The organism is Mesorhizobium sp. M0751, from assembly GCF_040320265.1.
In the GTDB taxonomy this organism is placed as follows: Bacteria; Pseudomonadota; Alphaproteobacteria; order Rhizobiales; family Rhizobiaceae; genus Mesorhizobium.
In genome coordinates this window covers 140,292-160,167 of record NZ_JAMYPH010000004.1, presented here as the reverse complement: position 1 = coordinate 160,167, position 19,876 = coordinate 140,292, and the positions used below count along the sequence as shown (strand labels likewise).

The window sequence follows — 19,876 nt, the reverse complement described above, 5'->3', positions numbered from 1 at the left end:
CGCGGATGGCGCAGAAATTGCCATCCGTTCCGACTTAGTACCCTTGAGTGCGAGGGAGGCGCTGATAAATTGCAGCATCAAATAGCGATCACGGGCAAGGCAGGCAGCACCTTGTCCAAGGTGATGGGAAATTCACGCACTCGCGCGCCGGTCGCGTTGTAGATGGCGTTGGCGACAGCAGCCCCCGCACCGCACACGCCGAGCTCGCCGAGACCCTTTGCGCCAAGTGGGTTGGCCTTGTCGTCGTCTTCCTCGAGGAAGACGACCTCCATCGCGGGGACGTCGCCATTGACCGGCACATGATACTCGGCAAGATCGTGATTGACGAAGTGGCCGTAACGCGGGTCGAGCACCGTCTGCTCCATCAGCGCTGCACCGATCCCCCAGATCATGCCGCCGATGATTTGCGAGCGCGCGGTCTTGGCGTTGAGGATACGGCCCGCGCCGATCACAGTCAGCATCCGGCGCATGCGGATTTCACCAGTATCGCAATCGACAGCGATCTCGGCGAAATGCGCGCCATAGGAATGCTGCGAGTAAGTCTTGTATGACTGGGTGGTGGCGCCCGCGGCTACGGAGCCTTCGGCCTCGAACCCGTCGGGAGCGATCCCTCGGATGAGATCGGCCAGGCTCGCTGATCGCTGGCCGACCCTGACCTCGCTATCGGCAAAGCTTGCCTCGGTGGCGTTCGCGCCGCGCAACGGCGAGGTTTTGCTCGACTGCGCCGCCTCCAGGATCCGTTCCTTGAGGGCGTTGCACGCATTATACAAGGCCGAACCCGCGCTTGCTGCGCCCCAGGACCCGCCGGAGCCGGCGGTACGCGGGAAGCGGCTGTCGCCGAGCTCCACCTTGACGGACGAGATCGGCAGGCCGAGGCTCTCGGCGGCAATCTGGGTCAGGATCGTATAGGTGCCGGTGCCAATATCGGTCATGTCGAGCCGCGCCGTAACCCGAGCGTCCCGGTCGATCGCAACCCGCGCCGTCGCCGCGCCGATGTAGTTCGGACGGATCGCCGCCGCCATGCCGTGGCCGATGAGCTTGCGGCCCTCCCGGGTTCGGCCCGGTATCGGGTTTCTCCGCTCCCAGCCGAAACGGCGGGAGCCTTCCTCCATGCAGGCGACGAGATTGCGGGTGGAGAACGGCACGCCGCGCTCGGGATCCTGTGCCGGTTCGTTGCGGATCCTGAGTTCGATCGGGTCCAGGCCGACCCGCTCGGCGAGTTCATCCATTGCGCATTCGAAGGCCAGCATGCCGGGCGCTTCGCCGGGCGAGCGCATCCATTCGCCGCGGTTGATGTCCAGCGGAACCAGGCGATGGCGGGTGAGACGGTTCGGCGCCGCATAGAGCGAGCGCGCAAAAACCGCCGTTTGTTCGCAGTACTCCTCGAAGCTGGAGGTTGCGGACCAGACATCGTGCGCGATCCCGGTGAGCCGCCCGTCGGCGTCCGCGCCGAGACGTACCTGTTGGACCATCTCTGCGCGATGACCGGCATTGGCGAACATCTGTTGTCGCGTCAGCGCGATCTTCACGGGGCGCTGCAGCACCTGCGCTGCAAGCGCGGCCAGGATCGTATCGGCATGGACAATCAGCTTGGACCCGAAGCCTCCGCCGATGAAGGGGCTCACGATGCGCACCCGCTCGGGCGGGATGCGAAGCGTGCTGGCGACCCCGGCCCGGAAGTTCGCAAGGGTCTGCGCCGATGTACGGATCGTCAGCTCGTTGCCCGACCAGGCGGCGAGCGTCGCATGCGGCTCCATCGGATTGTGATGTTCGAAGGGGGTCCGGTAAGTGGCATCGATCTTGACCGGGGCGGCCGCAAAGGCGCTCTCGAAGTCGCCTACCGCGCTGTCGGTCTCGAAGCCGGCATTTGTCCGCTTTGGTGCATAGGCATCGGCCTGATGGCCCGTTAGATCGTAGAGGCCCGGCTCCTTGTCGTAGCGTATTCTGATGAGGCCGGCAGCAGCGCGTGCCGCCTCGAACGTCTCCGCAACGACCAGCGCGACGGGCTCGTCGTAATACCGCACCCGATCGCTGTTGAGCGCGGGCCGGGCGCGGGTGAAGACCTCCGGCACCGTCGGCGTGACCGATGGGCCGAAATCCGGCTGGGCCGGCGCATTGCGGTGCGTCATGACGAGCAACACCGCCGGCGCCCGTTCGGCTTCGGTCGTGTCGATCTCGGCGATGCGGCCCTTGGCGATGGCGGCGCCGCGAATGTAGCCATAGGCTGTGCCATCCAGCTCATTCTCGTAAGCGTATGTGGCGCCGCCCGTCACTTTGAGCGGACCGTCGATGCGGTCGATCGGCCGCCCGATGACGCCGGCATCGGGACGAGGTTTCACCCTTGAATGGGTGGCGGAGCCGGGTAGTCCGGGTATGGTCTCGCTCATAAGTCACCTAAAGATTTTCATTTGGAGTTCGGAAGCATCGAGGCCGCGACGACGCCTCTTCCTTGCACCTTCATGTTCGTCGCGCGGCGGCCGAGCTCACGCGGCGATCTCGCCGAAATACTCGCGAAACTCGACCAGCCTCCCTGTCGGGCCGGCCCGCATGAAGATCGCATGCAGGCCAGTGTAGGGCGCGCCACTGATTGTCCCGCTCCCGCGATCGCAGACGATGACCCAGTCGGCCGCGAAGAGCTTGAGATCGACGGTCGATTTCGTAATCCTGTTTCCCTGCGCTTGATGCGCGGCGGTCCAGGCTGCGAGTGCCCGCTTGCCTTCTGGCGGTCCGTGTCGGCCTCGTTGCTCGCCGACAGGGAATTGGAAGGTCATCGTCTCATCGCAACAATCGAGGAATGCCGTCCAGTCGCCAGAGGCCCAGCCGGCGAAGAAGGCGTCAACGGCCGCCTCGAGCACGTGCCGAGCTCCCGGGTCGGATGTGGCGCCCCAGGCTGCGGCAGCAGAAACAAAAAGGCCGCCACCCGCGGCGGCAACGGCGCGTCGCGTGAGGTTCATATCGATCTCCTGCTCGGCGCCTGCATCCGGGAACCGCTGTTCGGGGTCGTCGTCTCTGTCATCGTGTCACCTCACGCACTCTCGACGGCAGCAGCGAGCGTGTGGCGCATCGTCCGTTTCGCCAGCGGGATCTTGAAATCATTGCCGCCATGCCCGACGGCTCCGGCGAGTGCGACTTCGGCCGCGTTGGTAAAGGCAGCGTCGGACGCCGACGCTCCTGCGAGCGTGCGCTCCGCCTCGGTCGCGCGCCAGGGCTTCGCGGCCACGCCGCCCATGGCGATCCGAGCGCTTCGGATACGATCGCCGCTTTTCTCGACGATTGCTGCCACCGACACCAGCGCGAAGGCGTAGGAAGCACGGTCGCGCACCTTCCGGTAAAGCTGCCGGCCGGGCGGTGGCGGCGGCAGGGCAACCGCGACGACCATTTCGCCGTGGCCGAGCACGGTCTCCACATGGGGCATCGTCTCGGGCAATCGATGGAAATCGTCGATCGGGATCGTGCGGGTCTCGCCGCCGGGCGAGACGGTCTCGATCCTGGCGTCGAGCCCGGACATGGCGACCGCCATGTCGGAAGGATGGACCGCGATGCAGGCTTCGCTCGCGCCGAGTACGGCGTGCATGCGGTTGAAGCCTTGAAGCGCCGCGCAGCCCGAACCCGGCTGGCGCTTGTTGCAGGGCATGTTGCGATCGTAGAAGTAGGGGCAGCGCGTGCGCTGCAGGAGATTGCCGCTGGTCGAGGCCTTGTTGCGTATCTGGCCGGACGCTCCCGCCAGCAGCGCTTGTGTGAGCATCGGGTAGCGCGACCTCACCCGCGGGTCGGCGGCAAGATCGCTGTTGCGGACCTGGGCGCCGACCCGAAGCCCGCCTTCCGCCGTCTCCTCGATCCGATCAAATGGCAGCCGGCTGATGTCGACGAGATGCGCCGGGCGCTCGATATCGAGCTTCATCAGGTCGAGCAGGTTGGTGCCGCCGCTGATGAACTTGGCGTCCGGCCGGGCCGCGACCGCGGCGGCCGCCTGCTGGGCACTCGTCGCACGTTCATAAGTGAAGGACTGCATTGCTCATGCCTCCTCTGCCGCGTCGCGGATTGCAGCGACAATGTTCGGATAGGCGGCGCAACGGCAGATGTTGCCGCTCATCCGCTCGCGGATCTCGACATCGGTGAGCGCGACGGAAGCGGCCGACACGTCGGCACTCGCATGGCTTGGCCAGCCGGCCCGCGCCTCGCCCAGCATGCCAACCGCCGAGCAGATCTGGCCTGGCGTGCAGTAGCCGCACTGGGAACCGTCGCGGGCGATGAAGGCGGCCTGGACCGGATGCAGCCGGTCGCCCTCGGCAAGGCCCTCGATCGTGGTGATCTCGTCGCCCTCATGCATTGCGGCAAGCGTCAGGCAGGAATTGATCCGGCGCCCATCGACGAGCACCGTGCATGCGCCGCACTGGCCGTGGTCGCAGCCCTTCTTTGAGCCGGTGAGGCCGAGATGGTTGCGCAGCGCGTCGAGCAGCGTCGTCCGTGGGTCGAGCTCGATGGCAAGATCCTTCGCGTTGATCCGCAACGATATCGGCATCGTCGGTACCGGCGTGGCCGATGTCGCCGCCGTGACGGTCTCGGCCGGCTCGGCGTCAACTGGCATTCCGGTAGCCAGGAGCACCCCGGTCGCAACACCGCCTTCCAATACCATCCGACGCGTCGGCCCGCTCGTGTTGTCCGTTTTGGCCATGCATGATCTCCCAGTCGCAATGAAGCGCAGACGGCAACCCCGAGCGAACCCTCGGGTTCTGTCACCCAACGACACTGGAGGTGGGAGTGCGGGCGGCGGCTTTCTTTCAAGAAACCGGCGGCACTATCAGGATTCTGGAGAAGAATTCACCCGATAGGCACGAGGCGTCATGCCCCTCAGACGTCGGAAGGTCGTGGTGAAGTGGCTCTGGCTTGAGAAGCCGAGCCGAAAGGCAATGATACCGATCGACAAACCCGTCTCGCGCAGCAGCGCCTCCGCTTGCCGCACCCTTTCCTCGATCACATAGGCATAGGGTGGAAGGCCGGTCGTCGCCTTGAAGCGACGCGCAAAACTGTCGACGGCCATGCCCGCGACGGCTGCCAGCTCGCTTAGCGAAATGTCGGAATTCATATGCGTATCGATGTAGTCCCGAACGCGACCAAGTGCCCGGCGGCTGAGACAGCCGTGACGTACAAACCGCTGTTGCTCCCGGCTCAGGTTGGCCACGCGGAGACTGACGAGGGCGACCAGATGCTCGACATAGGCAGTGTCCGGCTTGTGGCCGAGTGCCATCTCGTCACGAAGCGAACTCAGCAGCGCGGCGACGACCGCGTCTTTCTTGTTTACCAGTATAGGCAGGTTCCTCAGGCGTTCGCATCCGGGAAGCCCGATATCGGGATCGATCCACAGGGCTGAATAGGAGAGGTTTACATCTCGATAGAAGCCGTGTCGCTCCGCGCCTGCCGGGACGAAGGTGAGGGCTCCGGGACGGTCCCTTCCGTCGTAAAGGGATCGTGCCCCGTGCCGGATGGATGTGTGGGACGTGCCGCCTTCTTCGGTCAGCACGATCAGATGATGAGGGGCTGTCCAGCGGAGCTCCGCCTCCCGGCACGCCCACCGCCGATTGTCGAAAACGATCGAGGAGCTGACCCATGACGCGGTTTGCAGGGGCTCCGACTTCTCCTCCTGGCTCCGAATCCGTCCGTCACCAAGCAACGGTCTGAATGACATCGCGGCATCCCGCTGGTTCACTCGCCGGCCCGTGGTCAGCCCCGGCTTCGAGCGTTGGGCGCCGCCCCGCCGCTACGCATACGGCCGTCCATGTGGGACAGGCAGCGGGCGTTTTTAACCGTGCCGTGTTCAAGAAATCGTGAGATCAGGCAAATCCAGAGCGCCCTCCCGGCAAAGCGGATCATCCGCGCTCGGGAAACATCGCCTTCAGGCCTTCGCGCGAGGCCGTGGCGACACCGCGTTCGGTGATCAAGCCGGTGACCAGCCGCGCCGGCGTCACGTCGAAGGCCGGATTGGCCGCCGGCGTCGCTTCCGGCGACACGCGGACCTGGGCGATCTCGCCGGAAGCGGTCTTGCCCCAGACCAGCGAGACCTCGTCGGGTGAGCGCTGTTCGATCGGGATTTCGGCCAGCCCGTCGCCCACCGTCCAGTCGATCGTCGGCGACGGCAGCGCGACATAGAACGGCACGTCGTTGTCGTGGGCCGCCAGTGCCTTGAGATAGGTACCGATCTTGTTGCAGACATCGCCGTCGGCGGTGGTCCTGTCGGTGCCGACGACGACCATGTCGATCTGGCCGCGCTGCATCAGATGGCCGCCGGCATTGTCGACGATCAGCGTATGCGGCACGCCGTGGCCGGCCATCTCCCAGGCGGTCAATTGGGCACCCTGGTTGCGGGGTCGCGTTTCGTCGACATAGACATGGACTGGAATGCCGGCTTCCGTCGCCAGATAGATCGGCGCGGTTGCGGTGCCGTAGTCGACCGTGGCCAGCCAGCCGGCGTTGCAGTGGGTCAGGATATTGACCGGTTCGCCCGGCTGCTTGCGCACCGCGATCGTCTTGATGATTTCGAGCCCATGGGCGCCGATGGCGCGGTTGAGGCCGACATCCTCGTCGGCGATCTCGCCGGCACGCCGATATGCAGCCGCGGCACGTTCTGCCAAGGGAAGCGTCAGCAGGAAGCGCTGCATTTCGTTCAGCGCCCAGCGCAAATTGATCGCCGTCGGGCGCGTTTCGTGCAAGGTTGCCCAGACGGCGTCGAGTGCCGCATCCGACGGATCATCGGCCATCTGCATGGCGACGCCATAGGCAGCGGTGACGCCGATCAGCGGCGCCCCGCGAACCCACATGTCGCGGATTGCCGTGGCGATGCCGGCGACGGTATCGATCTTTTCGATGCGGAAATCATGCGGCAGCCAGCGCTGGTCGATGATCTCCACCGAACGCCCGTCGTCACTCGGCCAGATGGTGCGGTAGTGGCGGTCGCCGACGTTCAAATCCTGCTCTCCCGTTCGATCAGCGCGGCCAACCGGTTGACCTCGTCGATGCTGTGGATCTGGCGCCGGTTGACGGCGAGGTGACGGCCGAATTTCAGCGCCTTTGCTTCACATCTGGCGCGCAGATCTGGATCGGCAATGGTCTCGAAATCAGCATTATGGGCAAGGCCGAGAATGCGCCGGTGAACCTCGACGCCGGCAAAGCCGAGCAGATCGGTCCAGATCGACTGCAGCATGTGGTCGAGCGCCTGCTCGGCGCCAAGCCTGTCGCCCTGATCTTCGAACAGGCTCTTCTGGTAGAGCATGCCGGTACGCTCCGTCCGCCACAGATGCGAGAACTCGGCGCGGAATACCGACCATGTCTCGACCGTAACGCCGAGTAGATAGTCGCGCATGGCACCGCGGCTTCCGCCCCGTTCATGGCCGCGCTGCGAGAAGAACGCCATCCAGAAATTGGCGAGCAGCATGCCGACGTCGAAGGCGATCGGCCCGTAGAAGGCGAATTCGGGGTCGATCATCCGCGTTTCGGTGTCGGTGACCATGATCGAGCCGGAATGCAGGTCGCCATGCAGCAGCGTCTCGGCATTGGCGGCGAAGATGTGTTTCATGCGCTGCGCCTCGACCTTGAGGTCGCGGTCGGCACGCAGCTCGGCGACAATGCCGTCGAGCTGTGGGCTGGTGTGCCGGTTCATCTTGGCATCGAAATACGGATCCGAGAAAACCAGGTTCTCGGTGATGTCGCAGAGTTCGACATTGTCGGCGAACAGCGCCAGATCGGCCTTGCGATCCCTGGTCGCCATATGCAGGTCGGAGCCGCGAAACAACGTGCGGGCCATGAACAAGCCGATGTCTGTCGCGATGTTGGGCAATTGCCGGCCCTCGATCAGCGCCCGCCGCAGGATAATGTGCGGCGACAGATACTCCATAATGATCAGCGCCTGGCCTTCGTCGAAGTGATAGATATCGGGCACCGAACCCGGCGCCCGCGCCTGTTGCCGCGTCAGCGCATGGTATTCGAAGAAGGAACGCTTCAACGGCAGCGGCCAGCTGTCGCCGACCAGCCGGACGTAGGGCAGGGCCTGCTTGACGACGGCCGCACCCTCAGCACCTTCGACGATGAACACAAGGTTCAGATTGCCGTCGCCGACTTCACGAACCTTCCACTGGCCCGTATCCTTGCCGATTTGCGAACACAGGGCCTCGTTAGCACCGAGACGGCCCGCCAGTGTCTCGACAGACATTGCTTCGAACGGCGATTTCCCAGTCATCCTCACCTCCCGCTCATGTGCTCCGATGATAGCGGAGCCAACGCGGTCGGGCCAAGCTAGGAAGCCTGCTGGCAATTGTCAATCGTGTTGACAATTGCCGATATAGCCCATAGCGTCACGGTCAGGGAGGAACGAATGGGCAATGATGCCGTGTTCCGCGTCGACGGCCTGAGGAAATCCTTTGGCCATATCGAGGTGCTTGGCGGCGTCTCGCTCGAATTGCATGCCGGCGAAGCGACCGTGCTGATGGGCGCCAACGGCGCCGGCAAATCCACCCTCGTCAAGATCATCAGTGGCGTCTACGACCATGGCGGCGGCTCGATGTCGCTTGCCGGTCATGAGTTCGACCCGAAAACGCCGGCGGAGGCGATCCGCGCCGGCGTCGTTACCGTCCACCAGAACATCAATGACGGTGTCGTCGCCGACCTCGACGTCGCCACCAATCTTACCCTCGACAGGTTGAGCGGCAGCGGCGTACCGACCCTGTTCAATCCAGGCCGGGTGCGTCGCGAGGCAAAGGCGGTGGCCGACCGCATGGGACTGGCCATCGACCTCAAGGCCCGGATCAGCGATCTCTCTCTGGCCGACCGCCAGATGGTGGCGATCGCCCGCGCCATGGCGCACCGGCCGAAAGTGCTGATCCTCGACGAGCCGACCTCCTCGCTGTCCAGCGCCGAGGCCGACCGGCTGTTCGCATTGCTCGACCGGCTCCGCCAGCAAGGCGTGGCGATCCTCTACATTTCGCACCGTATGTCTGACATCAGGCGGCTTGCCGATCGCATCATTTCGATGCGCGATGGGGTTATCTCAGGTATCTTCGACAAGAAGCCGCTGGATTACGAAGGTGCGGTCAACGCCATGCTCGGCCGTAAGATCCAGCTCGAGCGGATCGTCGCCAGGAATTCGGCCAAAGCAATTTTCACTGCCGACGCGCTACGGATTGCCGAAGGCGCCAGGCCGATTTCGCTGACGCTCGGCGATGGCGAGGTCGTTGCCATCACCGGCCTTGTCGGCGTCGGCAAGACCGCGCTCGCCGAGACGCTGTTCGGCCTGCGCCAGCCGCTGGCCGGCACCATGATGCTGAACGGGAAACCCTATGCGCCGGGGTCGACCGGCGAAGCGATTGCCGCCGGTGTGTTTCTCGTCGCCAAGGACCGGGGCGAAAACGGCATCGTCGGCGACTTCAACATCCAGGAGAATATCAGCCTGCCGTTCCACAGGCGCATGTCGCGTCTCGGTGTCCTCAAACGCCGTATCGAACGCGCCATTGCCCGCCAGCAGATTCAGGAGCTCGGCATCGTCTGCCGCTCGGAAAAGGACGAGATGTCCGCCCTTTCCGGCGGCAATCAGCAGAAGGTGATGGTCGCCCGCTGGATGTCGCAGGCGGCAAGGCTTTTCATCCTCGACGAGCCGTTTCAGGGCGTCGACATTTCGGCCAGGCGCGACATCGCCGCCAAGCTGCGGGCCAGCGCCCATGGCCGCGCGACACTGCTGTTCGTCACCGAACTCGACGAAGCCCTGGAGACGGCCGATCGCATCCTGGTGATGTCGGAGCAGACGATCGTCGGCGAGCACCGCAATACCGATGTCGATCTCGAGCGTCTGCTGGCCGAAGTGGCGGGCGGGCCGTTGCACAGCGTAGCCTGACGGCGGGAAGATGGGAATTGGAATGGTGAGGGCATGAATTCGGGTTGGGTAAAGACGTTGCCAGCGGGCAGGAGCGCTGAATGATCCTGCGCGACAATGCTATTCGCTACGGCTTCATCGTTCTGTTGTTCGGGCTGATCGCCTATTTCGCTGTTGCCGCTGATGGTTTCGTCTCGCCGCAAAGTGCTGTCTTCATCTTCCAGTCGGTCGCCATCACCGGCGTTCTGGCGCTCGGCGTCACTGCCACGCTGGTCGTCGGCGGCTTCGATCTGTCGATCGGCTCTGTCGCCACGAGCGCCATGATGGCGGCTGCCTATGTCATGGTGGTGCTGGAGCAGAACGCAGTCGTGGCGGTCGTCGTCTGTCTTGTGATCGGCGCCGTCGTTGGCCTGATCAATGGCTGGCTGATCGTCTATATGCGGGTGCCGGACCTCTTGGCGACGCTCGGCATGATGTTCCTGCTTGTCGGCCTGCAGCGCATACCGACCGAGGGCCGTTCGATCGCCACCGGCATGACCATGCCCGACGGCTCGGTCGCCAACGGCAGCTTCGGCGCCGCCTTTCTGGCGCTTGGCCGCCATCGCTTCGATTTCTTCATCCCGAACCTCATTCCGGTGTCGGTCGTCGTCCTGCTCGTGCTGGCGGTGCTGATCTGGTTCTTTCTCGAATACACCCGTTTCGGGCGCATGATGTACGCCGTCGGCAGCAACGAACGCGCTGCCGAACTCGCCGGCGCGCCTGTCAAGGCATACAAAATCTGGGCCTACGTTATTTCTGGGGTTTTTGCCTCGATCGGCGGCATTTTGCTGGCGGCCCGGCTTGGACGCGGCGACATCGCCTCGGGTAATAATCTGTTGCTCGACGCGGTGGCTGCGGCACTCATCGGTTACGCGGTTCTCGGCGCCGCCAAGCCGAACGCCTTCGGCACGGCTGTCGGCGCGGTGTTTGTCGGCGTGCTGCTGCAGGGCCTGACGATGATGAACGCGCCTTACTACACGCAGGATTTCGTCAAGGGCGTGGTTCTCGTGGTCGCCCTTGTCTTCACCTTCGCCCTGTCCGGCAGGGGCAGGAGATAGGTTTCGACCGGTTACATTTTGGGTTCAACAAGTGGAGGAAGCGACGTGAACATCACAAGAAGATTTTTGGGGAAGGCAGCGCTCGGGCTTGCCGGTGCAACATTGCTGATGCAGTTGCCAGCGATGGCGCAGGATCGGCCGGCGCCGTTCGACAAGCCGGGCGGCGTCAAGATAGCGCTGGTCCGCTATCTCTCGACCGGCGACTTCTTCCAGGCGTATTTGTCCGGCGTCGAAGCGCAGGCCAAGGCACTCGGCGTCGACCTGCGCGTGCTCGACAGCCGCCAGGACGCGGCGCTTCAGGCGGACATGGTCGACCAAGCCATCGCGCTCGGCGTCCAGGGCATCATCATCCAGCACGGCTTGACGGAATCGATGAAGGACGCCGCCCAGCGTGCCGTTGATGCCGGCATCAAGGTCGTCGCCTTCGACGTCAATGTCGAAAACCCCAAGATCCCGCAGATCGAGCAATCCGACCGCGATCTCGCGCGCCTGGCGCTCGAACAGGCGGTCAAGGACAATGGCGAGAGCTGGAAGGCCGGCTATGTCTATGTCGCCGGCATCGCGCCGCTCGATCGCCGCAACGAGACCTGGGTCGAGTTCAAGAAGAAATATCCGGGCATCAACGAAGCCGCCATGTTCGGCACGCTCGACAACCCGATCGCCAATTCGGTCGCCAACCAGGCCCGCTCGGTGTTGTCGGCCCACCCCGACATCAAGGTGATGTTCGCGCCCTATGACGAATTCGCCAAGGGCGTGAAGATCGCCGTCGACGAGGCCGGGCTAAACAAGGACATCAAGATCTATTCGGCCGACATCTCGACCTCGGACATCGCCGCGATGCGCGAGCCCGACAGCGCCTGGGCGGCAACCGCCGCCACCAACCCGGCCGTCGTCGGCCAGGTCTCGGTGCGTGCCCTGGCGCAGCTTTTGGCCGGTGAAGACCCGGGCCACAACGTCATCGTGCCGCCGACGCTGATCACCCAGAAGGATCTGCTCGACAAGGACATCAAGAACATGGAGGATCTCTCGGCCAAGCTGCCGCAATTCGCCCATGCCGATGTCGCGATGCCGGCCTGGATGCCGAACCCGAACGCGAAGTAGTCTTTCACTATTGGCAAAGGAAAAGAGCGGCTCGCGGGCCGCTCTTTTTGTTGGTCCGGTGTTTAGATCTACCTCAACGCCGCCGCGATGTTGCCACCGTCCACCGTCGTCACGTCGGCGGTGGTCCGCTCGGCCAGCGCCTGATGCAGGAAGGCCTGGGCGACGTCTTCGGCCGTCACTTCCTGCCCGAGCAGGTTGCCGGACATGTAGTCCTTCTCCGACACGCCGCGCGCGCCCGAGCGGCTGGCGATCATGGCATCGGTCAGCAGCCCCGACCGGATGCGGTCGGCGTTGACGGCATTGGAGCGGATGCCATTCGCGCCGTAATCGAGGGCATATTGCCTGGATAAAAACAGCGTTGCCGCCTTGGGAATGCCATAAGCGCCGAACTTCGGCCCCGGATTGACCGCCTGCTTGGAGGTGTTGAACAACAGCACGCCGCCGGTGCCCTGTTCCAGCATGATGCGCACGGCATTCTGCGCCGCCGACTGATGGGCAAAGAAATTGAGTTCGAAGCTCTTGCGCAAGGTGGCGTCGTCGAGCTCGCCGATCCGGCCCTCCCAGGCAGCACCGGCATTGGAGACGAGAATGTCCAGGCCGCCGTAGACGGCGACCGCTTTGTCGAACGTAGCGCGCATCTGCGCCGGATCGGTGATGTCCGCGCCAATGCCGATCGAATTGTTGCCGGCCTTTTTTGCCGCCTCGGCAGCCTTTGCCGCATCGAGATCGACGACGACGGCATGGGCACCGTTGTCGGCGAACAGCTTTGCCGTGGCAGCACCGATCGCGCCGGCGCCGCCGGTGACCAGCACCACCTGGCCGGTCAGCGGCTTCGGCTTGTTGGCGGCGAGCTTGGCCTGTTCCAGCGACCAGTATTCGAGCGGGAACAGGTCGGCTTTGGAGAGCGGGCGGAATTCTCCGACGGCTTCGGCGCCGCGTACCGCCTCGATCCACATTTCGCCGACGTCAGAGGCGATCTTCGCGTCCTTGAGCGTGCGGCCGTGGCCGAACATGCCGAGGCCGGGCACCAGCGTCAGCCGCGGCATCGGGTCGAGCATGGTGCGCTTCACGTCGTCGAGCGCATCATTGGTTTCGAAATAGGCGCGATAGTCCTTGGCGAACGCCTCGACATGCTGTCGGATGACGGATTTGTAGTCGCTGACCTTGTCAGCGTCGGGCGCCGGCAGTGCCATCGGTCCGGTCTTGATGCGGATCGACAGGTCGGGTGTCGACACGCCGCGTCCGGCATAGTCGGCAATTTTCGCTGAATTGATGAAATCGACGATCGCATCCGAGGTGCGGAAATCGCTGATCATCCGATCGAAGCGGCCTTCGCCGCGTGCCACCGCCACCGCGCCGCGCAGCATCGGCGCAATCTCCGCGGGCTTCGCCAGCCTGGCCGGCAGTGCCACTTTTTCGGTGCGCGGCTTGCCGTTCCCGGCGATGAAATCCTCGGCGACGTTGACGTAATGGATCATTCGGTCGTAGGCCTGCCTGGCATCGTCGCCGAAGGTGAAAATGCCATGCTTGTCGAGGATCAGGCCCTCGACCGTCGGATCGGCGTCGAAAACATCAGCGGCCGCCTTCGCCAGATCGAAGCCCGGCATGATGTAAGGCACAAAGCCCATCTTTTCGCCGAACACCTTCCGGCTCAGCGCCTCGCTGTCCTCCTGGTCGACGATGGCGAGGATTGCGGTCGAATGCGTGTGGTCGACGAATTTGTGCGGCAGGAAGGCGTGCAGCAGCGTCTCGACCGACGGATTGGGCGAGGACGGATCGATGAGGTTCGCCCGCTGCAGCGCGACCATGTCCTCGTCGGAGAGCTTCTTCAGCGACCGCGCCTTCAACAGCGCGCCGAGCTTGACCGCCGGCAGGCCCTGCGGTTCGATGACGCCCATGTCCCAGCCGCTGCCCTTGACGCAGAGCACGTCCCATTCGTCGCCGACAAGATCGGTGGCCTTGGTCTTGCACGAGGTGTTGCCGCCGCCATGCAGGACGAGCCGCGGCTCGCCGCCCAGCAGCCTGGTCGTGTAGACGCGCAGCGCCAGGTCGCGGGCCACACCCTTCTTTGCATAGTCGGCGACCAGCTTCTCCGCCTCGCCGTCATTCCACAGGTTCTTCATGTCAGCTTCGTCCGATTTCTCTTTGTTGTGAACAGGAATGCCGCGACGCTTTGATGACAATGCACCGGCGGCTGGAATTAACTATCAGGCGACCTTCTCTGCTGCCGCTCCGGCATTGTCGAGCAGCCGTCGCGCCATGCGCGCGCCGACGACGAGATGGGTGCAGAGCCCGCCGGCGATCGCCGCGACGAGCGGTTCGAATTTGCTCTCTTCCTGCACTACCACAAGGCGCTTTTCGATCTGGCGCAGCGATGACAGCTCTGCCGAAATCAGCCGGCGGTTGTAGCTGCAGTCGAGCGCCTGGCCCTGGGCGTCGATGATCTGTCCGGCAATGACGCCGGCCGCACCCACTTTGCGCAATACAGCCATTTCGCTTGGCGTCAGCGCGCCGCATTTGACCAGGTGGCTGTCGGTGTCCACCGAGCCGACCGAATACAGCGCCAGGTCGCATTCGCCGATGCCCGACAACTGCTCGCGGATCACCGGCTCGGCGCGCAGGCCGCGTGCCAATTCTTCCGTCGTCAGCACCAGCGGCGCGTAAAAATTCAGCCCCTTGGCATTGAGCCGGCGTGCGATTTCCATCGTACATTGGTCCGGCCGGTACGAATAGGGGGCGCCCAGATTGCCGCAGAGCTGCACCACGGTGACGTCCTGCAGATCGGCATAGGACATGATGTCGGCGATGGTGTAGATCGTCCGCCCCCAGGCGACGCCGATGCGGTCGCCCTTCCTGACCAGTTCGAGAAAGACGCTTGCGGCCAGCACGGCAATGTCGGTCGAGGGGTCGGCGACATAGCCGTTTTCCGGCGCGATCCAGACCGCGTCGAGCTTCAGCGCGTCTTCCAGCTTGCGCGCCAGCACGTCGTCGGTGAAAAGCTGGGTCGAGGTCGAGATGTTGACGATGCCGGTCTCGCGCGCCTTGCGCAGATACATCGCCACCGAGGCACGGGAAATCTTGAGCTGGCTGGCCACCTGGTCCTGGCGCAGGCCGTGTGCGTAGTAAAGCCAGGCGGCCTTGTGGATAAGCTGTTCTGCCGGTCGGATCGCCATGCCATCTCCTCGCTGACATTATTCACAGCTCTCGACAAAAGTCAAATTGAGTGAGGAGGCATGATATGGCATGGGAGCATTGCCGATGTCAGTAATTGCACATTTATTGTTATTGCGGTACCATTTTATCAGACAGGAGATCCGAGAATGAACGTATCGTTGGGAGAGCGATGGGAAACCTTCGTGTCCAATATTGTCAAACGCGGCCGCTACGGCTCTGCCAGCGAAGTCGTGCGAGAGGGCCTACGCCTGGTCGAAGAACGCGAGGAAAGGTTGAAGGCGCTGCGTGCCATGGTGGACAAGTCGTTTGCTGAAGGCGGCGAGGCCACTGAGCAGGATATTGACGCGGCCTTGGAAGGCAAGGCCAAGCAACTCGCAAGGGAAGGCTTTTAGGGGTGCCACGGCTGCGCATGCTGCCGTCAGCACAGACAGATTTGGTCAATATCCTTGAATACATCACCAGCCAAAGCGGCAAGCCTGTTGATCGGCCGGCGCTTTGTGGATGCGTTGCGCCAGAAATGCCGCGATCTGGCGAGCTTGCCCGCGACGATCGGTCGTGCTCGTCCCGAACTCCGGCCGGCCGTCCGAAGTTTCGCTTTCAGGGGGTATGTTATTTTCTTCCGTTACAATAGCGATTTCTTCGAGGTGGCGAACATTGTGGAAGGGCATCGGGACATCGATGCTTTGTGGCCAGAGGGTGAAGGCGAGTAGGGTTCCCAGGTAAATAGGCGAAGCCGCATACCACTGAGGTGGCTTCGATGAGATATTCACCAACAGCGGGCGCTTGCATCGCGAAAGACGGTTGCGACAGACTGGCGATGCACAAATCCTACACCGTGTTCAAAGCCAGGTGGTAAGAAGGCCTAATAACTCATTTGGGGAGGACGGGATGGGCAATTCCTACGAACAGGACCTCGATCGAAACCCGGCCAACCATCAGCCGCTGACGCCGCTGACCTATTTTGAGCGGGCGGCAAAAACCTTTCCCGACCAGACCGCCATCATCCATGGCCGCCAGCGTACGACCTATCGCGATTTCTGGAAGCGCTCGCTGAGGCTTGCCTCGGCGCTGGCGAAGCGCGGTATCGGCAAGGGCGACACCGTCACCGTCATGCTGTCCAACACACCGCCGATGCTGGAAGCGCATTTCGGCGTGCCGATGACCAAGGCGGTGCTGCACTCGCTCAACACCCGCCTCGACGCCGCCGTCATTGCCTTCCAGCTCGATCACGCCGAAAGCAAGGTGCTGATCGTCGACCGCGAATTCGCCGGCGTGGTTCGGCAAGCGCTGACGCTGGCCAAGGTCAGGCCGCTGTTGATCGATTACGACGATCCCGACTATGCCGCCGATGCGCCCTATCCCAAGGGGGAGCGGATCGGCACGCTGGACTATGAGGCGTTTGTTGCCGACGGCGACGAGGATTTCGCCTGGTCGATGCCGGACGATGAATGGGATGCTATCTCGCTCAACTACACCTCCGGCACGACAGGCAATCCGAAGGGCGTCGTCTGTCACCATCGCGGTGCGGCACTCATGGCCTATGCCAACACCATCCATGCCGGGATGAGCAAGCACCCGGTCTATCTGTGGACGTTGCCGATGTTCCACTGCAACGGCTGGTGCTTTCCCTGGACGCTTGCCGTGCAGGCCGGCACGCATGTCTGCCTGCGTTGGGTGCGGCCGAAGCCGATCTACGACGCCATAGCCGATCACGGCGTCACCCATGTGTGCGGTGCACCGATCGTCATGTCGGTACTGATCAACGCCAGGGACGAGGACAAGCGGCAATTCCCGCAGACCGTCACCTTCAATACCGCCGCGGCGCCACCGCCCGAGGCGGTGCTGTCGGGCATGGCCGATGCGGGCTTTGCCGTCACCCATCTCTACGGCCTGACCGAAACCTATGGCCCGGCCGTCGTCAACGAATGGCATGGCGAGTGGGACCGGCTGGAGAAAGGGGCAAGGGCGGCGAAGAAGGCCAGGCAAGGCGTGCGCTATGCCGCGCTCGAAGGCCTGACGGTGATGGACCCGCAGACGATGCAAGAGACGCCGGCCGACGGTGAGACGATCGGCGAGGTGATGTTCCGCGGCAATATCGTCATGAAGGGCTATCTGAAAAACCGCAAGGCGAGCGACGAGGCCTTCGCCGGCGGCTGGTTCCATTCGGGCGACCTCGGCGTCATGCATCCGGACGGCTACATCCAGCTCAAGGACCGTTCCAAGGACATCATCATCTCCGGCGGCGAGAACATCTCCTCGATCGAGGTCGAGGAGGCGCTCTACAAGCATCCCGCCGTCGGCTCCTGCGGCGTTGTCGCCCGATCCGACGACAAATGGGGCGAGGTGCCGGTCGCCTATGTCGAGCTGAAGCCGGGCAAGGCGGCGACCGAGGCGGAGGTAATCGAGCACTGCCGCGCGCTGCTCGCCCGCTTCAAGGTGCCGAAAGCGGTGATCTTCGCGGAAATCCCGAAGACCTCGACGGGCAAGATCCAGAAGTTCCGGCTGCGGGAGATGGCAAAGCAGCCTTAGCGCCTGATCCGAAAACGGAACCGATTTCGGAAAGCATCTTTTCAAGATTCTTCGCGAAAAAAGACGGGCGGCTTGCAGGCGCGCCCGGCGGAAACCACATGCGTTTCATGGGCCAACTCCGTCCAGAGATGTCACCATCTGTCATCAGGGGCACCGGCTGGCGAAAATCGCGCCTTGACAGGTGATGGTTTTCAATTTACGAGTGACGAAATTCTAAATTCGTCATTCGTAAATTGGCCAACGAGATGCTTGAAACCCTAGACACCACCGCCGATTCTGCCCGCCAGGAAAATGTCACGCGCATCCTGGATTGCGCGGAGCGACTGTTCCGCCACTACGGCTACGGCAAGACCAACGTCGCCGACATAGCGCGCGAACTCGGCATGTCGACTGCCAACATCTATCGCTTCTTCGCCTCCAAGGTCGAAATCCACCAAGCAGTTTGCGGCCGTATGCTCGAGACCTGCTATCGGTTGACCTACGAAGCCTGCCATGGCCCCGGCACGGCCAGCGAAAAACTCCGCCGCTATGTGCATACGCACTATCAGTGGACGCTCGAGACCATGATCGACCAGGAGAAGGTGCACGAGATGGTCATCGTCGCCATCGAGCGCGACTGGCACGTCATCGAAAAGCACATCGACAGCATCCATGAACTGGTCGCGGAAGTGATCCGCGAGGGCATCGCCACCGGCGAGTTCATCGATCAGGATCCGGTGATCGCTTCCCGGTGCTTCGGCGCCGCCATCATCAGCCTCTGCCATCCGCAGATGATGGCCCAGTGCCTCGCCAAGAAGAACCGGGCGACGCCGGACGAGCTGACAGAGTTTGCCATCAGAGGCTTGAAGAAATGACCGTTGCCGCCCGTCGGGCGGCGATTCCGAGAATTCATCCCCATAGTTCGGGAGTACGAAAAGTGTCTTTGTCCAAGTCCATCACCTACAGGCGACCGGCCGCCGGCCTGGCACTGATTATCGTTGCCGCTCTCGGCCTCGCCGGCTGCTCGCAGGAGAAAGCCGAGGTCACCGAGATCATCCGCCCGGTCAAGGTGGTCGAGATCGCCAAGGCGAGCGATACCCGGCAGCTTTCCTATTCCGGATCGGTGCGTGCCCGCACCGAGATGAATCTCGGCTTTCGCATCAACGGCAAGATCACCGAGCGCCTTGTCGACATCGGTGACCGCGTCAAGCCCGGCGACGTTCTCGCCCGCATAGATCCCACCGACTACGAGCTTTCGGTGAGAAGCGCTCAGGCCAGCCTCGATGCCGCCGACCGTCAGGTCGAGACAGTCGAGCTGACGCGCAAGCGCGCCGAACAGCTCTACGCCAAGAATTTCGCGCCGAAGTCGCAGCTCGAGCAGGCGACGCTCGCCTATAACCAGGCGGTCGCCACGCGCGATTCCGCCCGCTCGCAGCTTGCCCAGGCCCAGAACCAGGTCCGCTATACCGATCTCAAGGCGGACAAGAACGGCATCGTCACTGCCGTTGCCGCCGATGTCGGCCAGGTGGTCGGCTCCGGCACGCCGGTGGTGACCGTTGCCATCGACGGCGAGAAGGAAGTCCTGATCGCCGTTCCGGAAACCGATATCGCCGAATTCAAGCCGGGCAAGACCGTCAAGGCGGGCTTCTGGTCCGATGAGGCGCTGACGCTCGACGGCAAGGTCCGCGAAGTCGCTGGCAGCGCCGATCCGCAATCGCGCACTTTTGCCGTTCGCGTCAGCCTGCCCAACGATCCGCGCGTGCTGCTGGGCATGACCGCCTCCATCGAAGCCGCGGCGGACAACCGGCAGCAGCTGGTGTCGATCCCGCTGGCCGCGTTGGCGCAAAAGGACAGCCAATCGATCGTCTGGACAGTCGACCGCAATGGCGGGACCGTCCATGCGCATCCGGTCAAGGTCGCCGCCTTCACCCCCGACGGGGTCAGTGTCGCCGACGGGCTGAAGCCGGGCGACGTGGTCGTCGCCGCCGGCACGCAGTTCATGACCGAGAATCTGAAAGTCAAGCTGACCGGTGATGCAGCGCAACAGTCGGCATCGGCCGACGACGCTGCAAGGCGCTTGCGCTGACGGCCAGGCAATTCACGGTTTCCGGGCGGCAGGCGCCCGATTGTCGAGATCTCA

The 19,876-nt window shown here is 63.5% G+C and carries 17 protein-coding genes; 8 read left to right on the top strand and 9 right to left on the bottom strand.

Annotated features, from left to right (window positions below; translation table 11 throughout):
- Window positions 1–77 precede the first annotated feature (77 nt).
- The 7 genes from NKI19_RS08455 to mtnK form a co-directional block, all read right to left on the bottom strand.
- Window positions 78–2,387: a xanthine dehydrogenase family protein molybdopterin-binding subunit gene (locus NKI19_RS08455; RefSeq protein ID WP_352489473.1), complete on the bottom strand. Its 2,310-nt coding sequence runs from the start codon at window positions 2,385–2,387 to the stop codon at window positions 78–80.
- A 96-nt stretch (window positions 2,388–2,483) separates the two neighbouring features.
- On the bottom strand, window positions 2,484–2,954 hold the full coding sequence (locus NKI19_RS08450; protein WP_352489474.1) for a nuclear transport factor 2 family protein: 471 nt from the start codon (window positions 2,952–2,954) through the stop codon (window positions 2,484–2,486).
- Between the two features lie 71 nt (window positions 2,955–3,025).
- On the bottom strand, window positions 3,026–4,012 hold the full coding sequence (locus NKI19_RS08445) for an FAD binding domain-containing protein (RefSeq protein ID WP_352489475.1): 987 nt from the start codon (window positions 4,010–4,012) through the stop codon (window positions 3,026–3,028).
- Between the two features lie 3 nt (window positions 4,013–4,015).
- Window positions 4,016–4,675: a 2Fe-2S iron-sulfur cluster-binding protein gene (locus NKI19_RS08440; RefSeq protein ID WP_352489476.1), complete on the bottom strand. Its 660-nt coding sequence runs from the start codon at window positions 4,673–4,675 to the stop codon at window positions 4,016–4,018.
- A 126-nt stretch (window positions 4,676–4,801) separates the two neighbouring features.
- A complete protein-coding gene (locus NKI19_RS08435; RefSeq protein WP_352489745.1) occupies window positions 4,802–5,686 on the bottom strand; it encodes a helix-turn-helix domain-containing protein in 885 nt (294 codons plus the stop codon).
- A 181-nt stretch (window positions 5,687–5,867) separates the two neighbouring features.
- Window positions 5,868–6,962, bottom strand: coding sequence for an S-methyl-5-thioribose-1-phosphate isomerase (gene mtnA / locus NKI19_RS08430; protein WP_352489477.1), 1,095 nt, complete (start codon window positions 6,960–6,962; stop codon window positions 5,868–5,870).
- Complete coding sequence (mtnK, locus tag NKI19_RS08425) at window positions 6,959–8,230, bottom strand: S-methyl-5-thioribose kinase (protein WP_352489478.1); 1,272 nt, start codon at window positions 8,228–8,230, stop codon at window positions 6,959–6,961. The genes mtnA and mtnK overlap by 4 nt, the downstream gene beginning before the upstream one ends.
- A gap of 135 nt (window positions 8,231–8,365) precedes the next feature.
- Between mtnK and NKI19_RS08420 the strand changes: the two genes are divergently transcribed.
- The 3 genes from NKI19_RS08420 to NKI19_RS08410 all read left to right on the top strand — a co-directional run bounded on the left by NKI19_RS08420 (window position 8,366) and on the right by NKI19_RS08410 (window position 12,054).
- Complete coding sequence (locus tag NKI19_RS08420; RefSeq protein ID WP_352489479.1) at window positions 8,366–9,877, top strand: sugar ABC transporter ATP-binding protein; 1,512 nt, start codon at window positions 8,366–8,368, stop codon at window positions 9,875–9,877.
- An 80-nt stretch (window positions 9,878–9,957) separates the two neighbouring features.
- Entirely contained in the window at window positions 9,958–10,953 is a 996-nt protein-coding gene (locus NKI19_RS08415) for an ABC transporter permease (RefSeq protein WP_352466051.1), read from the top strand.
- A gap of 45 nt (window positions 10,954–10,998) precedes the next feature.
- Window positions 10,999–12,054 (top strand): substrate-binding domain-containing protein, encoded by a 1,056-nt coding sequence (locus NKI19_RS08410; protein ID WP_352489480.1) that lies wholly within the window; start codon window positions 10,999–11,001, stop codon window positions 12,052–12,054.
- Between the two features lie 68 nt (window positions 12,055–12,122).
- On the opposite strand, the gene NKI19_RS08405 is transcribed toward NKI19_RS08410, so the two are convergent.
- A complete protein-coding gene (locus tag NKI19_RS08405) occupies window positions 12,123–14,177 on the bottom strand; it encodes a bifunctional aldolase/short-chain dehydrogenase (protein ID WP_352489481.1) in 2,055 nt (684 codons plus the stop codon).
- An 84-nt stretch (window positions 14,178–14,261) separates the two neighbouring features.
- A complete protein-coding gene (locus tag NKI19_RS08400; RefSeq protein WP_352564787.1) occupies window positions 14,262–15,227 on the bottom strand; it encodes a sugar-binding transcriptional regulator in 966 nt (321 codons plus the stop codon).
- A 147-nt stretch (window positions 15,228–15,374) separates the two neighbouring features.
- Here NKI19_RS08400 and NKI19_RS08395 point away from each other — a divergent pair, with 147 nt between their 5' ends.
- From NKI19_RS08395 to NKI19_RS08375, 5 genes are all read left to right on the top strand, one after another.
- Entirely contained in the window at window positions 15,375–15,620 is a 246-nt protein-coding gene (locus NKI19_RS08395; RefSeq protein WP_352489483.1) for a type II toxin-antitoxin system ParD family antitoxin, read from the top strand.
- 54 nt (window positions 15,621–15,674) lie between these two features.
- Window positions 15,675–15,938: a type II toxin-antitoxin system RelE/ParE family toxin gene (locus tag NKI19_RS08390; RefSeq protein WP_352489484.1), complete on the top strand. Its 264-nt coding sequence runs from the start codon at window positions 15,675–15,677 to the stop codon at window positions 15,936–15,938.
- A gap of 178 nt (window positions 15,939–16,116) precedes the next feature.
- Window positions 16,117–17,757: an acyl-CoA synthetase gene (locus tag NKI19_RS08385; RefSeq protein WP_352564785.1), complete on the top strand. Its 1,641-nt coding sequence runs from the start codon at window positions 16,117–16,119 to the stop codon at window positions 17,755–17,757.
- Between the two features lie 245 nt (window positions 17,758–18,002).
- Window positions 18,003–18,611 (top strand): TetR/AcrR family transcriptional regulator, encoded by a 609-nt coding sequence (locus NKI19_RS08380; RefSeq protein ID WP_352564783.1) that lies wholly within the window; start codon window positions 18,003–18,005, stop codon window positions 18,609–18,611.
- Between the two features lie 62 nt (window positions 18,612–18,673).
- On the top strand, window positions 18,674–19,822 hold the full coding sequence (locus NKI19_RS08375) for an efflux RND transporter periplasmic adaptor subunit (protein WP_352489487.1): 1,149 nt from the start codon (window positions 18,674–18,676) through the stop codon (window positions 19,820–19,822).
- Window positions 19,823–19,876: the final 54 nt, after the last annotated feature.